Source organism: Novosphingobium resinovorum, assembly GCF_027922145.1.
GTDB lineage: Bacteria > Pseudomonadota > Alphaproteobacteria > Sphingomonadales > Sphingomonadaceae > Novosphingobium > Novosphingobium resinovorum.
Genome location: NZ_BSFC01000044.1, coordinates 126,654 through 146,832 on the forward strand (window position 1 = coordinate 126,654; position 20,179 = coordinate 146,832).

The 20,179-nt window shown below is 67.4% G+C and carries 16 protein-coding genes; 8 read left to right on the plus strand and 8 right to left on the minus strand.

The window, feature by feature from the left end:
• Nucleotides 1-5: 5 nt before the first annotated feature.
• Nucleotides 6-1,055, plus strand: coding sequence for a P-type DNA transfer ATPase VirB11 (virB11, locus tag PKE80_RS23250; protein ID WP_271184569.1), 1,050 nt, complete (start codon nt 6-8; stop codon nt 1,053-1,055).
• 119 nt (nt 1,056-1,174) lie between these two features.
• On the opposite strand, the gene PKE80_RS23255 is transcribed toward virB11, so the two are convergent.
• Both PKE80_RS23255 and PKE80_RS23260 read right to left on the minus strand, forming a co-directional pair.
• On the minus strand, nt 1,175-2,683 hold the full coding sequence (locus PKE80_RS23255; RefSeq protein WP_271184570.1) for a Ppx/GppA phosphatase family protein: 1,509 nt from the start codon (nt 2,681-2,683) through the stop codon (nt 1,175-1,177).
• 191 nt (nt 2,684-2,874) lie between these two features.
• The gene (locus PKE80_RS23260; protein ID WP_008831082.1) at nt 2,875-5,046 is read right to left on the minus strand and encodes an RNA degradosome polyphosphate kinase; all 2,172 of its coding nucleotides are present in this window, start codon (nt 5,044-5,046) and stop codon (nt 2,875-2,877) included.
• A 123-nt stretch (nt 5,047-5,169) separates the two neighbouring features.
• Between PKE80_RS23260 and PKE80_RS23265 the strand changes: the two genes are divergently transcribed.
• The 3 genes from PKE80_RS23265 to PKE80_RS23275 all read left to right on the plus strand — a co-directional run bounded on the left by PKE80_RS23265 (nt 5,170) and on the right by PKE80_RS23275 (nt 12,074).
• Nucleotides 5,170-8,538 carry a transglutaminase family protein gene (locus PKE80_RS23265; protein ID WP_271184571.1) on the plus strand — a complete coding sequence of 1,123 codons (3,369 nt, stop codon included), beginning with the start codon at nt 5,170-5,172 and terminating at the stop codon, nt 8,536-8,538.
• Nucleotides 8,539-8,703: 165 nt separating this feature from the next.
• Complete coding sequence (locus PKE80_RS23270; RefSeq protein WP_036526283.1) at nt 8,704-11,193, plus strand: circularly permuted type 2 ATP-grasp protein; 2,490 nt, start codon at nt 8,704-8,706, stop codon at nt 11,191-11,193.
• Entirely contained in the window at nt 11,193-12,074 is an 882-nt protein-coding gene (locus PKE80_RS23275) for a transglutaminase family protein (protein WP_271184572.1), read from the plus strand. Before PKE80_RS23270 ends, PKE80_RS23275 begins: the two co-directional genes overlap by 1 nt.
• A 190-nt stretch (nt 12,075-12,264) precedes the next feature.
• Here PKE80_RS23275 and PKE80_RS23280 read toward each other — a convergent pair whose 3' ends face one another.
• The 5 genes from PKE80_RS23280 to ccmA form a co-directional block, all read right to left on the minus strand.
• Nucleotides 12,265-12,711 carry a hypothetical protein gene (locus PKE80_RS23280; RefSeq protein WP_008831086.1) on the minus strand — a complete coding sequence of 149 codons (447 nt, stop codon included), beginning with the start codon at nt 12,709-12,711 and terminating at the stop codon, nt 12,265-12,267.
• Nucleotides 12,712-13,167: 456 nt separating this feature from the next.
• Nucleotides 13,168-13,788, minus strand: coding sequence for a carboxymuconolactone decarboxylase family protein (locus tag PKE80_RS23285; protein WP_271184573.1), 621 nt, complete (start codon nt 13,786-13,788; stop codon nt 13,168-13,170).
• A 14-nt stretch (nt 13,789-13,802) separates the two neighbouring features.
• Entirely contained in the window at nt 13,803-14,930 is a 1,128-nt protein-coding gene (locus tag PKE80_RS23290; protein WP_271184574.1) for a sulfotransferase family protein, read from the minus strand.
• Nucleotides 14,931-15,052: 122 nt separating this feature from the next.
• Nucleotides 15,053-15,697, minus strand: coding sequence for a heme exporter protein CcmB (locus tag PKE80_RS23295; RefSeq protein ID WP_271184782.1), 645 nt, complete (start codon nt 15,695-15,697; stop codon nt 15,053-15,055).
• An 8-nt stretch (nt 15,698-15,705) separates the two neighbouring features.
• Nucleotides 15,706-16,287 carry a heme ABC exporter ATP-binding protein CcmA gene (ccmA, locus tag PKE80_RS23300; RefSeq protein ID WP_271184575.1) on the minus strand — a complete coding sequence of 194 codons (582 nt, stop codon included), beginning with the start codon at nt 16,285-16,287 and terminating at the stop codon, nt 15,706-15,708.
• A gap of 47 nt (nt 16,288-16,334) precedes the next feature.
• Here ccmA and PKE80_RS23305 point away from each other — a divergent pair, with 47 nt between their 5' ends.
• Both PKE80_RS23305 and PKE80_RS23310 read left to right on the plus strand, forming a co-directional pair.
• Nucleotides 16,335-16,625 carry a 4a-hydroxytetrahydrobiopterin dehydratase gene (locus tag PKE80_RS23305; protein ID WP_008831091.1) on the plus strand — a complete coding sequence of 97 codons (291 nt, stop codon included), beginning with the start codon at nt 16,335-16,337 and terminating at the stop codon, nt 16,623-16,625.
• Nucleotides 16,626-17,118: 493 nt separating this feature from the next.
• On the plus strand, nt 17,119-17,973 hold the full coding sequence (locus tag PKE80_RS23310) for an OmpA family protein (RefSeq protein ID WP_008831092.1): 855 nt from the start codon (nt 17,119-17,121) through the stop codon (nt 17,971-17,973).
• Nucleotides 17,974-18,030: 57 nt separating this feature from the next.
• On the opposite strand, the gene PKE80_RS23315 is transcribed toward PKE80_RS23310, so the two are convergent.
• Nucleotides 18,031-18,648, minus strand: coding sequence for a DNA-3-methyladenine glycosylase family protein (locus tag PKE80_RS23315; RefSeq protein ID WP_271184576.1), 618 nt, complete (start codon nt 18,646-18,648; stop codon nt 18,031-18,033).
• Nucleotides 18,649-18,756: 108 nt separating this feature from the next.
• On the opposite strand from PKE80_RS23315, the gene PKE80_RS23320 reads away from it, so the two are divergent.
• Both PKE80_RS23320 and PKE80_RS23325 read left to right on the plus strand, forming a co-directional pair.
• Nucleotides 18,757-19,074 carry a 2Fe-2S iron-sulfur cluster-binding protein gene (locus tag PKE80_RS23320; RefSeq protein WP_008831094.1) on the plus strand — a complete coding sequence of 106 codons (318 nt, stop codon included), beginning with the start codon at nt 18,757-18,759 and terminating at the stop codon, nt 19,072-19,074.
• A 64-nt stretch (nt 19,075-19,138) separates the two neighbouring features.
• Nucleotides 19,139-20,164, plus strand: a complete 1,026-nt coding sequence (locus PKE80_RS23325; RefSeq protein ID WP_271184577.1) for a cysteine synthase A — start codon at nt 19,139-19,141, stop codon at nt 20,162-20,164.
• Nucleotides 20,165-20,179: the final 15 nt, after the last annotated feature.

Here is a 20,179-nt window from a genome sequence, read left to right on the forward strand (position 1 = left end):
CGATCATGGCCGAAGTCCTCACCTTGCAGCCTGCTGCTGCGCATGCGTCCGTGACTGTGGCGCCCATGGCTGACACGCCCATCCATGCGGAGCCGCGCAGCGTCTATCTCGACGCCTACCTCGCGCCGCTGCGCCCGTGGCTCGACAAGGAGACGGTGACCGAAATCCTCGTCAACCGCCCCGGCGAGATCTGGGTGGAAGACGCGGCGCTGTCCGGCATGCAGTGCATCGCGCTGCCGCAGATGGACAACCGCCTGCTGCAGCGTCTCGCGGAGCAGGTCGCGCGGATCAGCCACCAGGGCATCAATCGCGAGCATCCGCTGCTCTCGGCGACGCTTCCGGCTTATGGCGGGCACTCCGGCGCGCGTATCCAGCTGGTCGGGCCGCCCGCCACGCGCGCGAACTGGGCGCTGGCGATCCGTCGGCATCGATTGCTGGAACTGCCGCTCGACGCCTACGATCGCGGCCCGATCCCGCCGCATATCGAGGAACCCGCGCCCGACGCCATGCTGGAGCCGATCGCCTTCCTGCGCGACGCGATCCGGCGGCGTCGGACGATCCTGATCTCGGGCGGCACTTCGACCGGCAAGACGACGTTTCTCAATGCGATGCTGTCCGAAATCCCGCAGCATGAGCGCGTGGTGCTGGTGGAGGATACCGCCGAACTGCGCCTGCCGGGCGCGAACGGCGTCGGCCTCATCGCGGTGAAGGGCGAACTGGGCGAGGCCAAGGTCTCGGCCAACGACCTCCTGCAAGCGGCGCTGCGCCTGCGTCCCGACCGCATCGTGCTGGGCGAACTGCGCGGCACCGAGACGGTCAGCTTCCTGCGCGCCATCAACACGGGCCACCCGGGTTCGTTCTCGACCGTCCACGCGAACACTCCGCGCGGCGCGCTGGAGCAGATCGCGCTGATGTCGATGCAGACCGGTATCGGCCTGACCCGCGCGGAGACGCTGGAATATGCGTCCTCGGTGATCGACATCGTGGTGCAGCTCGACCGCAGCGGCGGCAAGCGCGGCATCTCGGCGATCGCGGAGAGCAAGACGCTGGTGTAAGCGGCAAGCGCTCGTCATTGCGAGCGTAGCGAAGCAATCCAGTGCAGTTGAACGCCGCCCTGGATTGCTTCGCTATGCTCGCAATGACGAAAGTGGGGGGAGAAGGCGCTCGGGTGGGGTTATCCCTCGATCACAGCCCCTTGCGCATCCTGCACCCGGCATCCCAGCCCCAGCCAGTCGGCCAGCGCTTTCAGGTCCTTGCCGTTGCCCGCGCCGTAGAGCGGCCGCACGGCGTCCTGCACGGTCAGCACCAGCGTGCCCTGCTCCACGGCCAGCGAGGTCGCGGCAAGACCGCCCGCAACGCCGCCGGTCAGGCGTCGGCACAGTCGCACCGCGAGGCCCCAGCCGATCGCGCGGCGCAAGTCCTCGTCGCTGGCCAGCTTGGTGAACTGCGGCGGCACCTCGGTCTCGCCGGAGTTCGCAAAGACGGTCATCGCCATCATGCCGCGCCCGCGCATGTCGAGGCCGATCCAGCGCTTGCGCAGGGCCCAGGTAAGCGCTTCCTCGGTGCGCATGTTCGGTTCGGTGCGCATCGCTGCAAGGGCGAGCAGGCTGGCGGCCTTGCGCAAGTCGGCGTCGGCCCGGGCCTGCGTGCAGGCGGGGGCAGTCCATTCGGCGATGCGCACGGCGTCGTCGGCGCTGACGCGGGCGGTCTGCGCGAAGTCGGCGACGCTCGCCAGCATCGGGCTTTCCTGACGGATGCTCTCGGGAAGCTGCATGTGCAGCAGCCCTTCGCGCAGGCCCCACGACGAGAAGATCAGGCGCGAGGGATGCAGTTGCCCGACCATCTGCGCCATCAGCGCGGCGGCGTCGGGCAGGGTGGTAAGGCGCGAGGCGGAGATGCGCGGATCGGGGTTCTCGAGCTTGCCCTTGGCGAACTGCCGGGCGAGATGCATCGCCTCGGACGGGGCGAGTTCGAAGCCGTGCGGATCGTCCACCGGCCAGTCGAGCACGCGCATCGCCTGCAGCGCCAGCGCGCGCCACGAACCGCCGACGATGTAGAGCGGTATCCCGCGGCCGCCGTGGTGACCATTGACGCCCCAGCCCCGCGCGGAAAGGCCGTCGCGCACGGCAGCGGCGAACTTCTGCTGGCCCAGCGCGCGCAGGTCCGGCAGGCGCAGGGTGCCGAAGGGAAGGGTGATCCCGCCCGGAGCGATGCCCCCGGGCACCGCCGCGTCGATCTCCACCAGTTCGAGGCTGCCGCCGCCGAGGTCGGCCGCGATGCCGCGCGCGCCGGGGAAGGCGGCGATGACGCCGGTGGCGCTGGCGCGGGCTTCCTCCTCGCCGGAAAGCAGGCGGGGGGAGAGACCGAAGCCGCGCACGGCCTCAAGGAATGCTGGTCCATTGGAGGCATCGCGCGCGGCGGCGGTGGCGACGCATTCGACGTCGTCCACCCCCTGCAGCCGCAGCAGCGTGGCGAATCGCGCCAGCGCGGCGAGGGCCGTGCGCATCGACTTCTCGCCGATCGCGCCGGTGCGGCCGAGGTCCTTGCCGAGTCGGGCGTTGACCTTCTCGTTGAGCACGACGACCGGCGAACGCGGCGGCCCGTTGTAGACGACGAGGCGTACCGTGTTCGATCCGATGTCGATGATGGCGCGCCGGGCGCTGGACTGGCTGATGCCGATCATTCTGGTCAATACTTACCACAAGGGCCCAAGGTTGCGAGGCGCTCTTTAGAGCGGCGCTGACGCAAGGTGAAGTGTGAGGGGCCACATTTGTCCCCTCTCTCGTCATCTTTGCGCGGGAATGTGAACCTGTCGTTCGTCATTGCGAGCGCGGCTTCGCTGCGCTCGCAATGACGAAGGGGCTGGGCATCGTGTCAGATGTTGCCACGCCTCAGCGACAGCTTCGGCACCTTTCGTCCACTGTCGAGTGCCGCGCCGCGTCCGGAGAGTGACGGGTTGGTCATGAAATAGCGGTGGAGATTGAAGGGGTTCTCCACTTCGCCGACGCGGTCGTAGGACCCGTCGGGTGCCAGATCCCACGACTGTTCGGAGTCCAGCAGGTTCGCCAGCATGACCTGGTCGAGCACCTGGTCGTGCACCGTCTTGTTGCGGATCGGCAGCAGCACTTCGACGCGGCGGTCGAGGTTGCGGCTCATGCCGTCGGCCGAGGTGATGAACAGCTTGGCGCGACGGTTCGGCAGGTAGGCGCCGTTGGCGAAAGCCCAGATACGCGCGTGTTCGAGGAAGCGGCCGATGATCGACTTGACCGCGATGTTCTCCGACAGGCCCGGCACGCCCGGACGCAGGCAGCAGATGCCGCGCACGACGAGGTCGATGTCCACGCCCGCCCGGCTGGCGGCATAGAGGCGGTCGATCAGGTCGGGGTCGGTCAGCGAGTTCAGCTTGGCCCAGATCGCCGCGGGCTTGCCGGCTTCGGCATTGGCGATCTCGGCGTCGATGCAGTCGTTGAGGGTCGAGCGCAGCGAGATCGGCGAGATCGAGAGCATTTCGAGGCTCTTGGGCTCGACGTAGCCGGTGATGAAGTTGAACAGGCGCACCACGTCGCGTCCCGCCGCCGGTTCGGCGGTGAAGTACGACAAGTCGGTATACACGCGCGCGGTGATCGGGTGGTAGTTGCCGGTGCCGAAGTGGCAGTAGGTCCGGTACGAACCGTTCTCGCGCCGCACCACCGCCGAGACCTTGGCGTGGGTCTTCCAGTCGACGAAGCCGTAGATCACCTGGACGCCCGCGCGTTCGAGCTGGCTGGCCCAGAGAAGGTTCTGTTCCTCGTCGAAGCGGGCTTTCAGTTCGACCACGGCGGTCACCGACTTGCCCTGCTCGGCCGCCTGGATCAGCGCCGAGATGATCGCCGACTGCTTGCCCGCGCGGTAGAGCGTCTGCTTGATCGCCACCACGTCCGGGTCGAGCGCGGCCTGGCGCAGGAAGTCGATGACGACCTCGAAGCTCTCGTAAGGATGCTGGACGACGATGTCCTTCTCGCGGATCGCCGCGAAGATGTCGCCGTCATGTTCCAGGATGCGCTCGGGGTAGCGCGGGGTGTAGGGCTCGAACTTCAGCTCGGGCCGGTCCTCGTCGCAGATCGCCGACAGGCCCGAGAAGCCGATGATGCCGTCGGTCTTCATGATGAGGGCCTTGTCGAGGCCCAGCTGCGTGCGCAGGATTTCCTCGGCGGCCGGGTCGAACTTGCCCTGCAACTGCAGCACGATGACGAGACCGCGGCGGCGGCGCTGGATCGCGGTGCGGAAGTAGCGCACGAGGTCCTCGGCGTCTTCCTCGACCTCGAGGTCGCTGTCGCGCAGGATGCGGAACACGCCGTGGCCGTTGAAGCGGAAGCCGGGGAACAGTTCCTCGGTGTTGCGGCAGATCAGGTCCTCGATCGAGATCCAGGATGCCTCGGCGCCCGGAATGCGCACGAAGCGCGGCAGCGGCGAGGGGATCAGCACCATCTCCATCACCGATGCCTCGTCGGCCTCGCGCGTCAGCGAGAACAGTACGCCGATGCCCTGGTTGGCGACGAAGGGGAAGGGGTGCGCCGGGTCGATCGCCTGCGGGGTGATCACCGGCATGACCTGTTCGATGAAGTATTCGCGCAGCCACTTCTCGCGCTCGCGGTCGAGCTTGTCATCCTCGCCGACGACGGTGATGCCTGCTTCGCCAAGCTGGGTCTTGAGGGTGGACCAGGTTTCCTGCTGGATTCGCTCCAGCTCCATCACCTTTTCGTGCGTGACCGCGATCGCCTGCGACGGGGTGAGGCCGTCCATCGAGATTTCCTCGATCTGGCGACGCACCTGAGCGTGGAAGCCGGCAACGCGCACCATCAGGAACTCGTCGATGTTGTTGCCCGAGATCGACAGGAAGCGCAGTCGCTCCAGCAACGGATAGTTCGGGTTGCAGGCCTCGGCCAGCACGCGCTCGTTGAAGGCGAGCCAGCTCAGTTCGCGGTTGAAGTAGCGCGAAGGCAGGGTGGCGAGGTCTTCGGTTTCCTCCACGTCCTGCGCGGGTTCGTTGGCGGTCAGCATGTCCATGGTATTCACGAGAAGCCCTTTCGCACGCAAGAATGACACAAGTGCGACGGTGTGGGGAAGGTTTTACGCCCACTGTTGAACAATCGTTGCAGCGCAGCATTGAATCGCGCACACTCCGTTTCGATGATCAAGGCAGCCCTGCACCATCTCACCCGCTACCGCTATTCGCGGCGCATCCGTCTCGGCCCCCAGGTCATCCGGCTTCGCCCGGCGCCGCACAGTCGGACGGAGGTGCCCAACTACTCGCTGAAGATCAGCCCGCCCGAGCATTTCCTGAACTGGCAGCAGGACCCGCACGGCAACTGGCTGGCGCGCGTGGTGTTTCCCGATCCGGTCGATCATTTCTCGATCGAGGTCGATTTGCTGGCGGAACTGGCCGTCATCAACCCGTTCGACTTCTTCGTGGAGCCGGAGGCGGAGGAATATCCCTTCGCTTATTCGGAAGGCATGAAAGCGGACCTTTCCGCCTATTTCGAGGTCGAGGAGCAAGGCCCGCTGTTCGAGGCGCTGGTGGCCCAGCATGCCGACTACGAAGGCCGCACGGTCGATTTCCTCGTCGACATCAACAGCCGCCTGCAGCAGCGCATCGACTACGTGATCCGCATGGAGCAGGGCGTGATGACGCCCGAGGAGACGCTGAAGGTCGGCATCGGATCGTGCCGCGATTCGGCGTGGCTGCTGGTGCAGCTGCTGCGCCGCCTCGGCTTCGCGGCGCGGTTCGTGTCCGGCTATTCGATCCAGCTGGTCGCCGACGTGCTGCCCAAGGAAGGGCCGGTCGGCGTGCTGGAGGACGTCACCGACCTCCACGCCTGGGCCGAGGCCTATGTCCCCGGCGCGGGCTGGATCGCGCTCGACGCGACGTCCGGCATGTTCGCGGGCGAGGGGCATATTCCCTTGTGCGCCGCGCCGCATTACCGCTCCGCCACCCCGATCGAGGGCATGGCCGAGCCCGCCGAAGTCGATTTCGACTTCAAGATGAACGTCAGCCGCATCGCCGAAGCGGTGCGCATCACCAAGCCTTTCACCGACGAGCGCTGGGACGGCCTGCTGGCGCTGGGCGACAAGGTGGACGCGGACCTCACCGCCTGGGGCGTCAACCTGACGATGGGCGGCGAGCCGACCTTCATCGCCGCCACCGACTTCGAGGCGCCCGAGTGGAACAGCGCCGCGGTCGGCCCGACCAAGGCTGCCTATGCAGACAAGCTGATCCGCCTGCTGCGCGCGAAGTTCGCGCCGGGATCGCTGCTCCACCACGGGCAGGGCAAGTGGTATCCCGGAGAGACGCTGCCGCGCTGGGGCTACTCGATCTACTGGCGCAAGGACGGCGTGCCGATCTGGCATGACGACAGCCTGATCGCGGGGGAGAAGCCGCTGGAGAAGGACGGCGATCCCGATCCGGTGCCCACCATCGACGTGCTCGCCGCCGCCAACCTGCTGGCCGGCGCGGCGCAGGGGCTGGGGCTGGAGCGCGGCTACGTCCAGCCGGTGTTCGAGGATCGCGGCGTCTGGATGCTGCGCGAGGACGAACTGCCGGTGAACACCACGCCGCTCGACCCTGCGATCGAGGACGAGGAACTGGCCCGCCGCTTCCGCCGCACGTATCGGCGCGGGGTGGAGCAGCCGGTCGGCGTCGTCCTGCCGGTGCAGCGCTGGAACGCGAAGGACAAGTCCGCGCCGCGCTGGAAGAGCGAATACTGGCGCGTGCGCAAGGGCGTGCTGACGGCGGTTCCGGGCGATTCCGCGCTGGGTTATCGCCTGCCGCTGGGCTCGCTGCCCTATGTGGCGCCGGCCGACTTTCCCTACATCCACCCGCGCGACACGGCAGAGCCGCGCCAACCCCTCGCCGATTTCCGTCTCCAGGCGATCGAGCGCGGCAATCAGGGGCGCGAGGTCGGCACGGCGCAGCGTTCCCAGGCGGTGCCGGAGCCGCACAGCTTTACCGGTCCGGCGGTCGATCAGGACATCATCGAGGGCGCCGTGCGCACGGCCGTCACGGTCGAGCCTCGCGGCGATTACCTGGCCGTGTTCATTCCCCCGGTTGAGGCGCTGGAGGACTACCTCGAACTCGTCGCCGCGATCGAGGCGGTGGCCGAGGTGCAGAAGCTGCCGATCCGGATCGAGGGCTATGCGCCGCCGCCGGACCCGCGCCTAATGGTGCTCAAGGTCACGCCCGATCCCGGCGTCATCGAAGTCAACATCCATCCTTCCGCCAGCTGGCGCGAGACGGTGGAGATCACCGAGACGCTCTACGACTGCGCGCGCGAGATCGGGTTGACCGCCGACAAGTTCATGGTCGACGGCCGCTCGATCGGCACCGGCGGCGGCAATCACATCGTGCTGGGCGGGCCGACCTTGCTCGACAGCCCGTTCATCCGCCGCCCGGACCTGCTCAAGAGCTTCGTCACCTACTGGCAGCGGCATCCCTCGCTCAGCTACCTGTTCTCCGGCCTGTTCATCGGCCCGACCAGCCAGGCGCCGCGCATCGACGAGGCTCGGCACGACGCGCTCTACGAACTGGAAATCGCGCTCTCGCAGGTGCCCGGTCCGCACATGCAGCAGCCCGCGCCGTGGGTGGTGGACCGCCTGTTCCGCAACCTTCTGGTGGACGTGACCGGCAACACCCACCGCACCGAGATCTGCATCGACAAGCTGTTCTCGCCCGATGGCCCGACCGGCCGCCTCGGCCTCGTCGAGTTCCGGGGCTTCGAGATGCCGCCCGAGGGCCGCATGTCCTGCGCCCAGCAGCTGCTTCTGCGCGCGCTGACGGCGTGGTTCTGGCGCGAGCCGGTGGAAGGCCCGCTGGTGCGCTGGGGCACGCAGCTGCATGACCGCTTCATGCTCGGCCATTACGTCTGGGCCGATTTCCTCGACGTGCTGGATGACCTGCGCCGCGCCGGGTACGACTTCGACCCGTCGTGGTTCGAGGCGCAGCGCATGTTCCGCTTCCCGGTCCACGGCGAGGTCGAGGGCGGCGGCGTCAACCTCCAGATCAGCCACGCGCTCGAACCGTGGAACGTGCTGGGCGAAACCGGGGCGATCGGTGGCACCGTGCGCTACGTGGACAGCTCCACCGAGCGCCTGCAGGTCAAGGCGACGGGGCTTGTCGAAGGCCGTCACGTCATCACCTGCAACGGCCGCCGCGTGCCGCTGACCAAGGTGGCGCACGGCGAAGGCGTGGGCGGCGTGCGCTACAAGGCGTGGTGGCCGTCGGAGAGCATGCATCCGATGCTGCCGCCGCATGCGCCGCTGACCTTCGACATCTACGACTTGTGGAACGGCCGCTCGCTGGGCGGCTGCGTCTATCAGGTCGCGCATCCGGGCGGGCGCAGCTACGACACGGTGCCGGTCAACGACTACGAGGCCGAGGCCCGGCGCAAGGCGCGGTTCCAGGATCACGGCCACTCTCCGGGGCCGCTGCCGGTGCCTGCGGAGGAACTGCCGAGTGAATTTCCCTACACTCTCGACCTCAGGCGGCCCTCGCGGCTAATGTAGGGGCATGTTCGAGGGGTGCAGCGCGCATAGATCATTCGTCGTCCCGGACTTGATCCGGGACCGCTGGCTGTCTTCAGGCAGGTGCCATCGGCAAGGCGCCCCGATGCCAAGCGGGCTGGTCACGGCCAGCGGTCCCGGATCAAGTCCGGGACGACGAGGTTTGCCATGGTGACCCGTCCTGCTTCCGGCCCCGATCTCGCCCCGACCGCGAGCTGGCTTGACGGCTATGCCGCGGAAGCCTCGCGCGGGGACCTGTTCGGCGATGCCAGCCGTCCGGTCGCCGACGTGTGGCGCAAGGTGGCGGCCGGGCTCGCCGCGGCGACCGATGGCGACCCTTCGGCGCTGCAGGATGCCACCGCGCGCCATGCCGCCGATCTCGGCCTCGCCTTCCGCCTGACCGGGGACGAGGACGAGCGTTCCTGGCCGCTCAACGCGATGCCGCTGATCGTCGGTGCGCAGGAGTGGAGCCAGGTCGAACGCGGGCTGATCCAGCGCGCCGAGCTGATGGAAGCGATCGCCACCGACATCTACGGCGAGCAGAAGCTGGTGGCGGACGGCCATCTTCCCGCCGCCGTCGTCGCCGGCAGCCCGTTCTTCGCGCGGCGCATGATCGGGCGCACGCCTCATGAGGGCCGCTTCATCCACGTCTACGCCGCCGACCTTGCACGCGGGCCGCGCGGGCAGTGGCGGGTGCTGCAGGACCGGGTGCGCGTGGCCGGCGGGATCGGCTATGCGCTGGAGAACCGCCTCGCGATGTCGCGCGCGATCGGCAACCTGCTGGCCGATGCGCATGCGCGGCGCCTGTCGGAGTTCTTCTCGGGCATGGTGGAGGGCATGGCCGCCGCCTGTCGCCGGGAGAATCCGCGCATCGCGCTGATGACGCCCGGTCGTTTCAACCAGACTTATGCCGAGCAGGCGCACCTCGCCCGCTACCTCGGCCTGCCGCTGGTCGAGGGGCGCGACCTCACCGTGCTCGACGAAAAGCTCTACGTCGGGACCATTGCCGGGCCCAAGCGCGTGGACGCGGTGTGGCGCTGGATCGATACCACCGCGCTCGATCCGCTGTCGTTCGACGCGAAATCGCAGCTGGGCGTGCCCAACCTGTTCGGGGCGTGGGCGGGCGGCGGCGTCGAGATGGTCAACTGGCCGGGCGTGGAGGTGCTCGAATCCGCGGCCTTCGCGGCCTTCATGCCGCGCCTGTGCCGCACCCTGCTGGGCGAGGCGCCGATCCTGCCCAACGTCGCGACATGGTGGTGCGGACAGGCGGTGGAAAGCTCCACCGTTGCCGCGCGGCTTGAGGAACTGGCGCTGGTTCCCGCATTCGGGCAGCCGGTGGAGGCGCTGGCGAACCGCAATCCGATCGCCGGGGCCGGGCTCGACGGCAAGTCCCGCGTCGCGCTGATCGACGCGCTGTGGCGCCGCCCCATGGACTATTGCGGGCAGGAGATCGTCCACCTCTCCACCACGCCCGCGATCATCGACGGGCAGATCGTGCCGCGCCCCTTCACCGTCCGCGCCTTCGTGGCGCGCACGGCCGACGGCGGCTGGACGGTCATGCCCGGCGGCTTCGCGCGCCTGTCTTCCAGCACCGCGCTGCCGACCTCGCTAATGGGCGACGGCGACTTGTCGGCGGACTTGTGGGTGGTGGACGACAAGCCCGCCGCCGCCCACCTCGGCAGCCGCGTGGCCGGAGAGCCGCCGATCTCGCGCGGGGGCGGCATCCTCGCCAGCCAGGCGGCGGACAACCTGTTCTGGTTCGGCCGCTACAACGAGCGCGCCGAGGCGATGGTGCGGGTGGTGCGCGCGATCCTCGCCAACCCGGCGGACAGCGACGGCAACGTCGATGCCGAAGGCGCCGCGCTGCCGCGCCTCGCCGCGCTCCTGGTCGAAGGCGGGGCGATCGAGGCGGCGACGGCGAAGCTCCCGATCGCGAAGATCTGCGCCCGCGCGCTTACCGAGACGCGGCTGGCCGGCGGCGTCGCCACGCTCATGCGCCGCCGCCAGCAGGTCGGCATGGCCCTGCGCGAGCGGTTCGCCCGCGATTTCTGGCGCATCGTCAGCCGCCCGATGCCCTCGATCAACGTCGAGCGCCCGCAGTCGATGCTGTCGAGCGCGCGCTGGCTGACCGAGCATTTCAGCGCCCTCGCGGGGCTGATCTCGGAGAACATGGTGCGCTCGGCCGCGTGGCGCTTCCTCGAGATCGGACAGCGGCTGGAGCGCGCGCAGGCGATCTGCCGCACCGCGCGGCAATTGACGAAGGCGGGCGACGTCACCTCGCTCGGCCTCCTGCTCGACTTGTGCGACAGCCAGATCATCTATCGCAGCCGCTACCTCACCGGGCCATCGCTCAACCCGGTGCGCGATCTCGTGCTGCTCGACCCCGACAACCCGCGCGCGCTGGTGTTCCAGGTGGCGCAAGTCGTCGCCCACCTTTCCGCGCTGCCGTCCTCCCGCGACGACAATATCCCCGAGCCCCCCTTGCGCGCCGCCCGCGCGCTGCTGGGCGAACTGCAGGCGCTGCTGGCGACCGACATGACGCCCGAGCGGCTGGCGGCGATGGAAGCGCAGTTGCTGGCGCTGTCGGATGCGATCTCGCTGCGCTACTTCCTGCAGCTGGACAACGAGGACGCCGAACGCAGGACCCCGCTGCTCTGATGCGCTATTCCGTAAGCCATATCACCACGCTCAAGTACGCGCAGGCGGTCAGCATGGCGCAGTTCAACGTGCGCCTGAAGCCCGCCCCCTGGAACGGGCAAGTGGTGAGCGACTACAAGCTGACGCTCGATCCCTCACCTGCGCAAGTGGTGGAGGGGCAGGGCGGCTACCACGTCAACGAGGCGCGCTTCGCGCTGCGCGAGGTGACTTCGCAGGTCCAGATCGAGAGCCGCTTCACGGTGGAAGTCGAGCCGTTGCCGTTCTTCGTCGAGGATGCTGCCGGGCCGGGTCTTGCCGAACTGCGCGAGCGGGCGATGAAGAAGCCCGACCTCTCCGATCTCGCGCCCGCGTCGTACATCTTCGCCTCGCCGATCGCGCAGCCGCAGCACGAAATCGCGCGGTGGGCGGGGTCGCTGCTCAATGAGGCGATGCCGGTGATGGAGGCCGGGCGGGCGCTGATGTCGGCGATCCACGGGGAATTCACCTTCGATGCGGACGCGACCGAGACCGACACGCCGCCGATCGAGGCGTTCAACCGGCGGCACGGCGTCTGCCAGGACTTCAGCCACATCATGATCATCGCCGCGCGCGCGCACGGCATCCCGGCAGCCTACGTCAGCGGCTACTTGCGCACGCTGCCGCCGCCGGGGCAGGAGCGGCTGGTCGGCGCCGACGCCATGCACGCCTGGGTCAACTTGTGGTGCGGCGAGGAACTGGGCTGGGTCGGTTTCGATCCCACCAACGACAAGCTGGCGGACACCGACCACATCTTCCTCGGCATGGGACGCGACTATTCGGACGTGGCGCCGCTCGACGGCCGGTTCCGGGGCGCGGGGACGCAGGCGATGTATGCCTCGGTGGATGTCGCGCCGCTGGATTGAGCCACCCCGTTTCGTCATTGCGAGCGTAGCGAAGCAATCCAGGGCGGTTTGCTCGGCTCTGGATTGCTTCGCTACGCTCGCAATGACGGCGGGAGGGAGGAGGCTTCGCGCAAGAGTGAAGCCGGACCGCGTCAGCGCCTATCTAGCACGGCCCGACTCCACTCTTGCGCGAAAGGGTCAATGGCTGATTTCAGTGACTGCGGCCGGGATTGGCGACGGGCTCGCCTGGAAAGATCCCCGCAATGGCGAGCGCCGCGCCGATCTTCGACAGCGTTTCGAGCATGTCGCCCACGCTCTCCTCGGTCACCACCAGGTCCAGCGTCTCGCGAGTCGCGGTGGGGCCGCGATCGCGCAGCGAGGTGATCAGTTCGAGAATCACCGCCTCGTGTTCCGACACATGGCTGCAGCCCATCGGGCAGAACGCCAGCGTATCGAGCGCGTCGCGGTTGAGCAGCACCATGGCGCGGTGGAAGGGCTGCAAGCCCCCGATCATGCGCCAGCGCGCAAAAGCCGGGGCGAGAAGCTGCGCCGGGCACCGCTTGTGGCCGATCGCGGTGACCCACGCCCGCATGGACCAGACGAGGAACCGGCAGCCTTCGTCGAGGCTGCTGAGCGGGCGGTCGACGTACTTGTACATGGCGGGTCTCCTTTTAGGGCTTGCACATGCGAATGATTATCATTAGCTAGTGTTGCGCGGCTTGCTCCTCTCGTCAAGCCTGCACCAAGCCCGGAGAAACGCTTGTCATGGGGCGTTTCTCCCATCCTGTGACCTTGGCCGGGGCGGCTCCTTGCCTTGCCCGCCCCGGCCGTCTTTTCTTCAGGGTCACGGAGACGGCGAAAGGCCGCCAATTTCGCCAACATCGGCCAAATGTCGGCCGGATTATCGCCCAATTGCCGTCATCCCAGCGAAGGCTGGGACCGCTATCGGTCTTTAGGCGCGAACCGTCGTGAGAAGGATTACCACGCCAAGTGGGCTGTTCGCGGCCAGCGGTCCCAGCTTTCGCTGGGATGACGGTTCGATTATGCTCCGATTGTCCGCTGCTTATCCACAGGGGTTTCAACAGAATCGGCCACAGCGTCGCCCACCGCCGAATCAGCGGTAGTCGAAACCGCCCTTTGGCTGAATCTTGAGCGAATTCTGCTGCAGCGCCGTCATCAGGTACGAGCCGACGAGCAGCGGGAACTCCAGCATCTGCTTCTCGTCCCAGCTTTTCGCCAGCGTCGCCCATGTCGAATCGCTCAGGCAGTGGTCGGCGACCAGTTCCTCCACGCCGCGCAGGACCGCCGATTCGTGCTCGGTCCAGCCGGGCGCGGCGGAGCCTTCCAGCACGCGCTCGATTTCCTCGGCCGTGACCCCGAAGGCCTTGCCGATATCGACGTGCTCGCTCCATTCGAAGGGCGCGCGGGCGAGCCAGGCAAGGCGCAGGACTGCCAGTTCACGATCGCGCCCGGGAATCGCGCCCTTCGCCAGCTCGATGCCGAGTACCATCTGGCCCTTGAACATGCCCGGATGGCGCAAGGTGATGAGGCTGACGTCGGGGAAGGGGCGGCTGTCGGGGATGGAGAACGCGGCGCGGATGACCTGCACCTGCTCCATGCCCTCGGGGGTGACCTCCTCCAGCCGCAGCGGCGCGTAGCGTGGGCCATTGGCGACGGTCTGCGCCATGCGCGCGTCGGCGTCGAAGTCGTACTTGCCGGTGATCGGTTCGGGCATTCGGGTTCCTCTTGTCAAGCGGCCCACTGGTCCATGTGGTTCAGGTAATCGGCGAAGCGCGCGCGCACGGCCTGCGGGTCGAGGCCGAAGCGGGCGGGATCGGGCTTGGCCATGCGCTCGGCGGCGGTGTTGCTCTCCCACCATGCGGCCATGGCCTGCGCGAAGGCGGGCGAGATCGTCTCGCCCAGCCAGTCGTAAAGGCGGCGCACTTCGCCGAGCGGGTCGGCCTGCATGGCGCGGAAGTGGATGTCGAAGAAGCGATGGTCGTTGCCGGCCTCGCGAAAGGCGATGGCGCGGGTCATCGCCTCCGACCAGCACTGGACGTTGAGTTCGCCGATGTAGGCATGGTCGACATGGTCGGTGAACTTGCCGATGATTTCGGCATAGACGGTTGCGACCGAGAGCATCACGTCGGTCGGATCACGATGCGTCATCACGAAACGCGCGTCGGGATAGGCAGCGTCGAGCGCATTCAGATAGAGCATGTGCGTCGGCGCCTTGAGGCGCCATGGCCGCGCGGGCTCACCCCACTGCAGGAGCCTTAGGGTACGCTTATGGTACGCGTAGGTGCCGCTGTGTGCCGTCTCCAGCAGCCACTGCGAGTAACTGGGCACCTGGGCGAAGGCCTGGAAGATCTGGCTGCGGAAATCGAGCGCCATGAGGTCCTGGCACTCCATGGCCCCGTCGATTCCGGAAGGCGTGCGGCTGCCGCCCTTCAGCGTCTCGTCTGCGGCGCTGGCCGAGGCGCCCCGGCGCGGGTCCGGTCCATCGACCGTCGAAGGCGGCGGGCAGGGCTGCGAACTCTCCCAGACGCGCAGGTAACGCACCCCCGGATCGCTGGAGAGCAGGTAGGACAGCGCCGAGGAACCCGTGCGCGGCAGGCTGACCCCGAACAGGGGGCTGCGAATGTCCTCGTCGTCGATCTCGGGGTGGCGGGCGTACCAATCCTCCACCATCAGGCGCTGGCGCAAGTGCAGCAGGATGCGGTCGCGCAGCGCATGTTCTCCGGCCGAGGTAAGCCGCGCCTCGGTGTTCAGCGCCAGGACCAGCCGTTCGAGGCCCTCGCGAAAACCGTCATCACCGAAATCGGCGAGCCCGGTCTGGCCTTGCGCGGCGGCCATCAACTCTGTGGCGATTTCCATGGCGCTCTCCCCTCGGTGGGCCGATGTACTCGGCTCGGGGAGGCACTATGCGCGGGGTCGGAGAGAGCGCCAAACGCTGCGGCGATTTCGCCTCGTCGTCCCGGATCAAGTCCGGGACGACGTCAGCCGCGCGAGGCTCTGACCGCAGCCCCGCCCGCGAACGGCGCGATGGCGATCAGTACGAGGCTGGCTGCGGCAGTGAGGGCAAGGCCGCTCTCGCCGCCGGTGCCGAGACTTCCCGCGCCAAAGATCAGCACCGGGATGGCCATCGGGATGACCAGAAGGCCCGAAAGCGCCGCGCCTCCGCGCAGGCCGGACGTCAGTGCCGCCACCGTCACGCCGAGCGCCGCAAGGCCGGGAGTTCCCGCCAGCAGGCCGATCTCGACGATGCGCAGGCTATGGCCGTCCAGCCCCAGCAGGGCGGCGGCGGGAAGGGCGGCAAGCATCAGCGGCGGCCCGAAGCTCAGCCAGTGGGCGAGCACGCGCACCGCGATCACCAGTTCCTCGGAGATGCCGCGCAAGGGCCACTGGTCGAACAGGCCCTGTTCGATGTCGGGTTCGACCAGTCGGTCGAGCGGCAGGATCGCGGCGAGCAGCGCGGCGACCCAGATCACCCCGCCGCCGGTCTTCGCCAGCAGCGGTGCATCCGGCCCGACCGCGAAGGGGTAGAGCATCGACACCGAGAGGAAGAACAGCACCGGCAGCAGCGCCCCGCCACCGCGCCCGCCTAGCAGCAGCCGCGCAAGGTCGCGGCGCAGCAGCGCCATGCCCCGACTCACGCGGCGAACTCCGAGACGTGGAGCGTGCGCAGGCCCGGCAGGCGGAACGGCTGGTGCGAGGCAATCACCGCCACGCCGCCGCTCGCGCAGTGCTCGGCGGTGATGGCCTCGGCGAGTTCGACGGCGTGCCCGTCGAGGCCGTTGAGTGGCTCGTCCAGCAGCCAGACTTTCGCCCCCTGGCCAAGCAGACGTGCAAAGGCGGCGCGCTTCTTCTGACCGGTGGAGAGGTAGCGCACCGGCACGTCGAGCAGCGTGGTGAGGCCGAGCCGCCGGAGATGGTCCTCCCCGCCCGCTCCGTCGAGCCGCTGCCAGAATGCCAGCGCGCGGCCCAGCGGCAGTGCCGGATCGAGGGCAGGGCGCTCGTCGAGCAGGCCGACGGCGCCGTCCACCGCGATCGTTCCCTCGAACGCAGGCGCAAGCCCGGCGAGAATGCGCAGCAGGCTCGACTTGCCGATACCGTTGTGGCCGGCGATCTGCATGGCCTCGCCTTTGCCAAGCGCGAGCGAAAGCCCGGCAAACAGCAACCTGTCGCCCCGACGGCACGCGAGATCGGTTGCGCTGACCACTGCCCCTTGCATGGGCGGGAGCCTTAGGGGAAACGCTGCGGGCTGCCAAGGAGACCGAAATGGCTATTGTTCGCCTCACCGACGCCCAGCGCGATGCCGCGCTCGCCGAATTGCCGCGCTGGAACTTGCGGGCCGACGGCCTCGCCATCGAAGCCGAGCTTAAATTCGGCGATTTCAACGAGGCGTTCGGCTTCATGACCCGCGTGGCGATTTATGCCGACAAGGCCGACCACCACCCGGAGTGGTTCAACGTCTATTCCACCGTGCGCGTGACGCTGACCACGCATGATGCCGATGGCCTCAGCGAAAGGGACGTGGCGATGGCGCGTTTCATCGACAGTATTGCCTGAAGTCGCGGGTGCCGTCCGCCTCTCGTATCGGGCGGGTGGTCAGCAGTGCTGTCGATTTAATGGGGCGTGTCTCGCGATGCCGCACTATTCGTGAAAATCCAAAAGGTTGCATCATGAATAAAAAAATATAATGCTCATCGGACTCGCTACTCGTTGAATCGACCTGCGAACCAGCGAAGCAATGCTGGCCAGATATAGTGATCGATAGTCCCGGGGCATGATCCGATGCTTGTCGGGACACAGTCTGCAACGGTTCGTCGCACGTTGCTCTCCCATTACCGGCCTCGCGCTGCTGTTGCGGCGCGCGTTCATCTGCCCGCAAGGTGAACCTGAACACGCAGAACATCCATGGTCAGGTGTCGCTCCGCCGCACATCTTACGAAGCTGAATGGACGGGTTCCGGCAACCCGGGGCGCTTTCAAGCGCTAGGTGGCCGGACGAGAAAAGCTGCGACCCCGCAGGCCCGATTGGTCGTGTTTGAAGGAGTAACGCAATGAGTGTCATTTCAAAGAGCCCCCGGTTCCTCCTGATGGCTGCCCTGCTGGGCGGCGCCGCGTCGGTCAGCGTTTCGGCGCAAGACTCCGATCTCGCGGTACAGGTTACCGATACCAGCCCCGAAATGGTCAAGGGGCCGGAAGTAAAGGGCATCATTTCCGCACGTAGCGGTGACCGCATGCAGGTCACCTCGGACGACGGCACCAAGACGGTCGTGACCATCAATGATGCCACCAAGATCAAGGCCAGCAGCGGCTTCCTGGGTCTGGGCGGCAGCCGCATCGCCGCGACTTCGCTGCTCAACGGCATTCCGGTCGAGGTCGAGACGCTGCAGGGCGGCGGCGGTCTGCTTGCCAGCAAGATCGATCTGAAGGGCAAGGACTTCAAGACCGCCAAGATGATCCACAACGGCACCGACCAGCGCTTCGCCTCGAACGAGGCGGCCACCGAAGGTCTGAAGGCCCGCATGGGTGACATCGACAAGTACAACATCAAGGGCACGACCAACGTGAACTTCGACACCGGCGTGTCCAAGCTGTCGCCGGAAGCGAAGGCGAACCTGTGTCAGGCTGCGACCCAGGCGGAAGGCATGGACAATGCCCTCCTGCTCGTCGTCGGCTACACCGATTCGACCGGTCCTGAGGAAGTGAACCAGGTGCTCAGCGAGAAGCGCGCCAGCGCAGTGGTCAATTATCTGCAGCAGGCCTGCCACTGGAAGCCCTATCGCATGCTGACGCCAACCGGCATGTCGATGGCCGATCCGGTCGCCGACAATTCGACCGAGGAAGGCAAGGCGCAGAACCGCCGCGTGGCGGTGAACATCATGGTCAGCAAGGCCGTCGACGGCATCTGACGAGGTGTGCGGGGCGGGCAGTGCGATGCCCGCCCCGTTTCGTTCAAGGTTACGGCGTCAAAGCGCCGGATTGTTGTAGCAGTGCCAGGTGAAGATCGCCGCCGCCCCGCGATGCGGGCGCCAGGCTTCGGCGAGTTCCCGCGTCTGTTTTTCGCTCGGCCGCTCCGGCAGGTCCAGCAGTTTCCCCAAGCCCACCTGCACCGCCAGATCGCCCGCCGGCCAGATGTCGGGGCGGCCTTCCGCGAAGAGCAGGTAGATTTCCGCCGACCACCGGCCGATCCCCTTGATCTGCACGAGATGCGCGATCGCTTCCTCGTCGTCGGCGGGAAGACTGTCGAAGTCGAGGCTACCCGCCACCACCAGTTCGCACAGCGAGCGCGCATAGCCCTGCTTCTGGCGCGACAGGCCGCAGCCGCGCAGGGCGTCGAACTCGGCCGCCAGCAGCGCTTCGGGTGCCATCGTCTCGCCCAGCAGGGCCTCCAGCCGGTTCCATACCGAGGCGGCCGCGGCGACGCTTACCTGCTGGCCGACGATCGTGCGCAGCAGCGTCGCATAGCCGGTCGCGCGGATGCGCGGTTCGGGGTAGCCCGCCATTGCGATCGCGCGCGCGATCGCGGGTTCCTTCCCGGCGATGGCGTCGAGGCCAAAGCGTAGTTCGTCTGCCGTCAAACCCATGATTTTCGCCACCTTGCAAAACGGGGTTGCAGCCTTTAGCAGCCTGCGGCAAGTCCGCATACAAAGACAATTACGATACAGGGTGTATCACAAGGGGAATCGAGAGCCATGCCGCAGATCATCGTCGTCAATCATGCTGGTGAAGAGAAGTCCGTAGACGCTGCCGAGGGTCGCACCCTGATGGAAGTGATCCGCGACGACGGCTTCGACGAACTGCTGGCGCTGTGCGGCGGCTGCTGCTCGTGCGCGACCTGCCATGTCTTCATCGACCCCGCCTTCGCCGACAAGCTGCCCGCGATGAGCGAAGACGAGAACGACCTGCTCGACAGCTCTGACCACCGCAACGAGACCTCGCGCCTGTCGTGCCAGGTGCCGGTTACCGCAGACCTTGAAGGTCTGCGCGTCACGATCGCTCCCGAAGACTGATTTTGTGGGCCAGCGAGGTGCAAATCATTTGCACCTCGCGCCTTGGCTTCCTAACTGTCGCGCCATGACCGCGACTTTGGCCACTGCCCCGCAACCCCGTGCTTCCACGCTCGACCTGATCGGCAATACTCCGCTGGTGCTCCTGGAGGGGCCGAGCGAGGCCGCCGGCTGTGAGATCTGGGGCAAGTGCGAATTCGCCAACCCCGGCGCCTCGGTGAAGGACCGCGCGGCGCTGTGGATCGTGCGCGACGCCGAGGAGAAGGGCCTGCTCGAGCCGGGCGGCACGATCGTCGAGGGGACGGCGGGCAACACTGGCATCGGCCTTGCGCTGGTCGCCAACGCGCTGGGCTACAAGACCGTCATCGTCATGCCCGAGACGCAGTCGCGCGAGAAGATGGATACCCTGCGTGCGCTCGGCGCCGAACTGGTGCTGGTTCCCGCCGCGCCGTTCTCGAACCCCGGTCACTTCGTCCACACCTCGCGCCGTCTGGCCGAGGAGACCGAAGGCGCGATCTGGGCCAACCAGTTCGACAACATCGCCAACCGCAAGGCCCACATCGAATCGACCGCACCGGAAATCTGGGAACAGATGGGCGGCCGGATCGACGGCTTTACCTGCGCGGCGGGCACCGGCGGCACCATCGCCGGCACCGGCATGGGCCTGAAGGCCTTCGACGAGAACATCATCGTCGCCCTGACCGACCCGCACGGCGCGGCGCTCTACAACTACTACGCCAACGGCGAACTCAAGGCCGAGGGCAACTCCGTAGCCGAGGGTATCGGGCAGGGGCGCATCACCGCCAACCTCGAAGGCGCGCCGATCGACACCCAGTTCCGCATCTCGGACGAGGAGGGCCTCGAATGGGTCCGCCGCCTGCTGAGCGAGGAAGGGTTGTGCCTCGGGTTGTCGTCCGGCATCAACGTGGCGGGCGCGGTGGCGCTCGGCCGCAAGCTGGTGGAAGAAGGCCGCGAGGACCCGCGCGTCGCGACGATCCTGTGCGATACGGGTTTCCGCTACCTCTCGTCGCTCTACAATGCCGAGTGGCTGGAATCCAAAAGCTTGCCGGTCTTCCCTTGGCTGGCGAGGTGATGTAAACCTGTCACA

Coding starts and splice junctions, on each gene's coding strand:
- PKE80_RS23315 (WP_271184576.1), bottom strand. CDS start 18,648: ATGGGTTTGACGGCAGACGAACTACGCTTTGGCCTCGACGCCATCGCC.
- PKE80_RS23260 (WP_008831082.1), bottom strand. CDS start 5,046: ATGGACATGCTGACCGCCAACGAACCCGCGCAGGACGTGGAGGAAACC.
- PKE80_RS23305 (WP_008831091.1), top strand. CDS start 16,335: ATGGCTATTGTTCGCCTCACCGACGCCCAGCGCGATGCCGCGCTCGCC.
- virB11 (WP_271184569.1), top strand. CDS start 6: ATGGCCGAAGTCCTCACCTTGCAGCCTGCTGCTGCGCATGCGTCCGTG.
- PKE80_RS23270 (WP_036526283.1), top strand. CDS start 8,704: ATGGTGACCCGTCCTGCTTCCGGCCCCGATCTCGCCCCGACCGCGAGC.
- PKE80_RS23295 (WP_271184782.1), bottom strand. CDS start 15,697: ATGGCGCTGCTGCGCCGCGACCTTGCGCGGCTGCTGCTAGGCGGGCGC.
- PKE80_RS23310 (WP_008831092.1), top strand. CDS start 17,119: ATGAGTGTCATTTCAAAGAGCCCCCGGTTCCTCCTGATGGCTGCCCTG.
- PKE80_RS23265 (WP_271184571.1), top strand. CDS start 5,170: ATGATCAAGGCAGCCCTGCACCATCTCACCCGCTACCGCTATTCGCGG.
- PKE80_RS23290 (WP_271184574.1), bottom strand. CDS start 14,930: ATGGAAATCGCCACAGAGTTGATGGCCGCCGCGCAAGGCCAGACCGGG.
- PKE80_RS23325 (WP_271184577.1), top strand. CDS start 19,139: ATGACCGCGACTTTGGCCACTGCCCCGCAACCCCGTGCTTCCACGCTC.
- PKE80_RS23285 (WP_271184573.1), bottom strand. CDS start 13,788: ATGCCCGAACCGATCACCGGCAAGTACGACTTCGACGCCGACGCGCGC.
- PKE80_RS23280 (WP_008831086.1), bottom strand. CDS start 12,711: ATGTACAAGTACGTCGACCGCCCGCTCAGCAGCCTCGACGAAGGCTGC.
- PKE80_RS23320 (WP_008831094.1), top strand. CDS start 18,757: ATGCCGCAGATCATCGTCGTCAATCATGCTGGTGAAGAGAAGTCCGTA.
- PKE80_RS23275 (WP_271184572.1), top strand. CDS start 11,193: ATGCGCTATTCCGTAAGCCATATCACCACGCTCAAGTACGCGCAGGCG.
- PKE80_RS23255 (WP_271184570.1), bottom strand. CDS start 2,683: ATGATCGGCATCAGCCAGTCCAGCGCCCGGCGCGCCATCATCGACATC.
- ccmA (WP_271184575.1), bottom strand. CDS start 16,287: ATGCAAGGGGCAGTGGTCAGCGCAACCGATCTCGCGTGCCGTCGGGGC.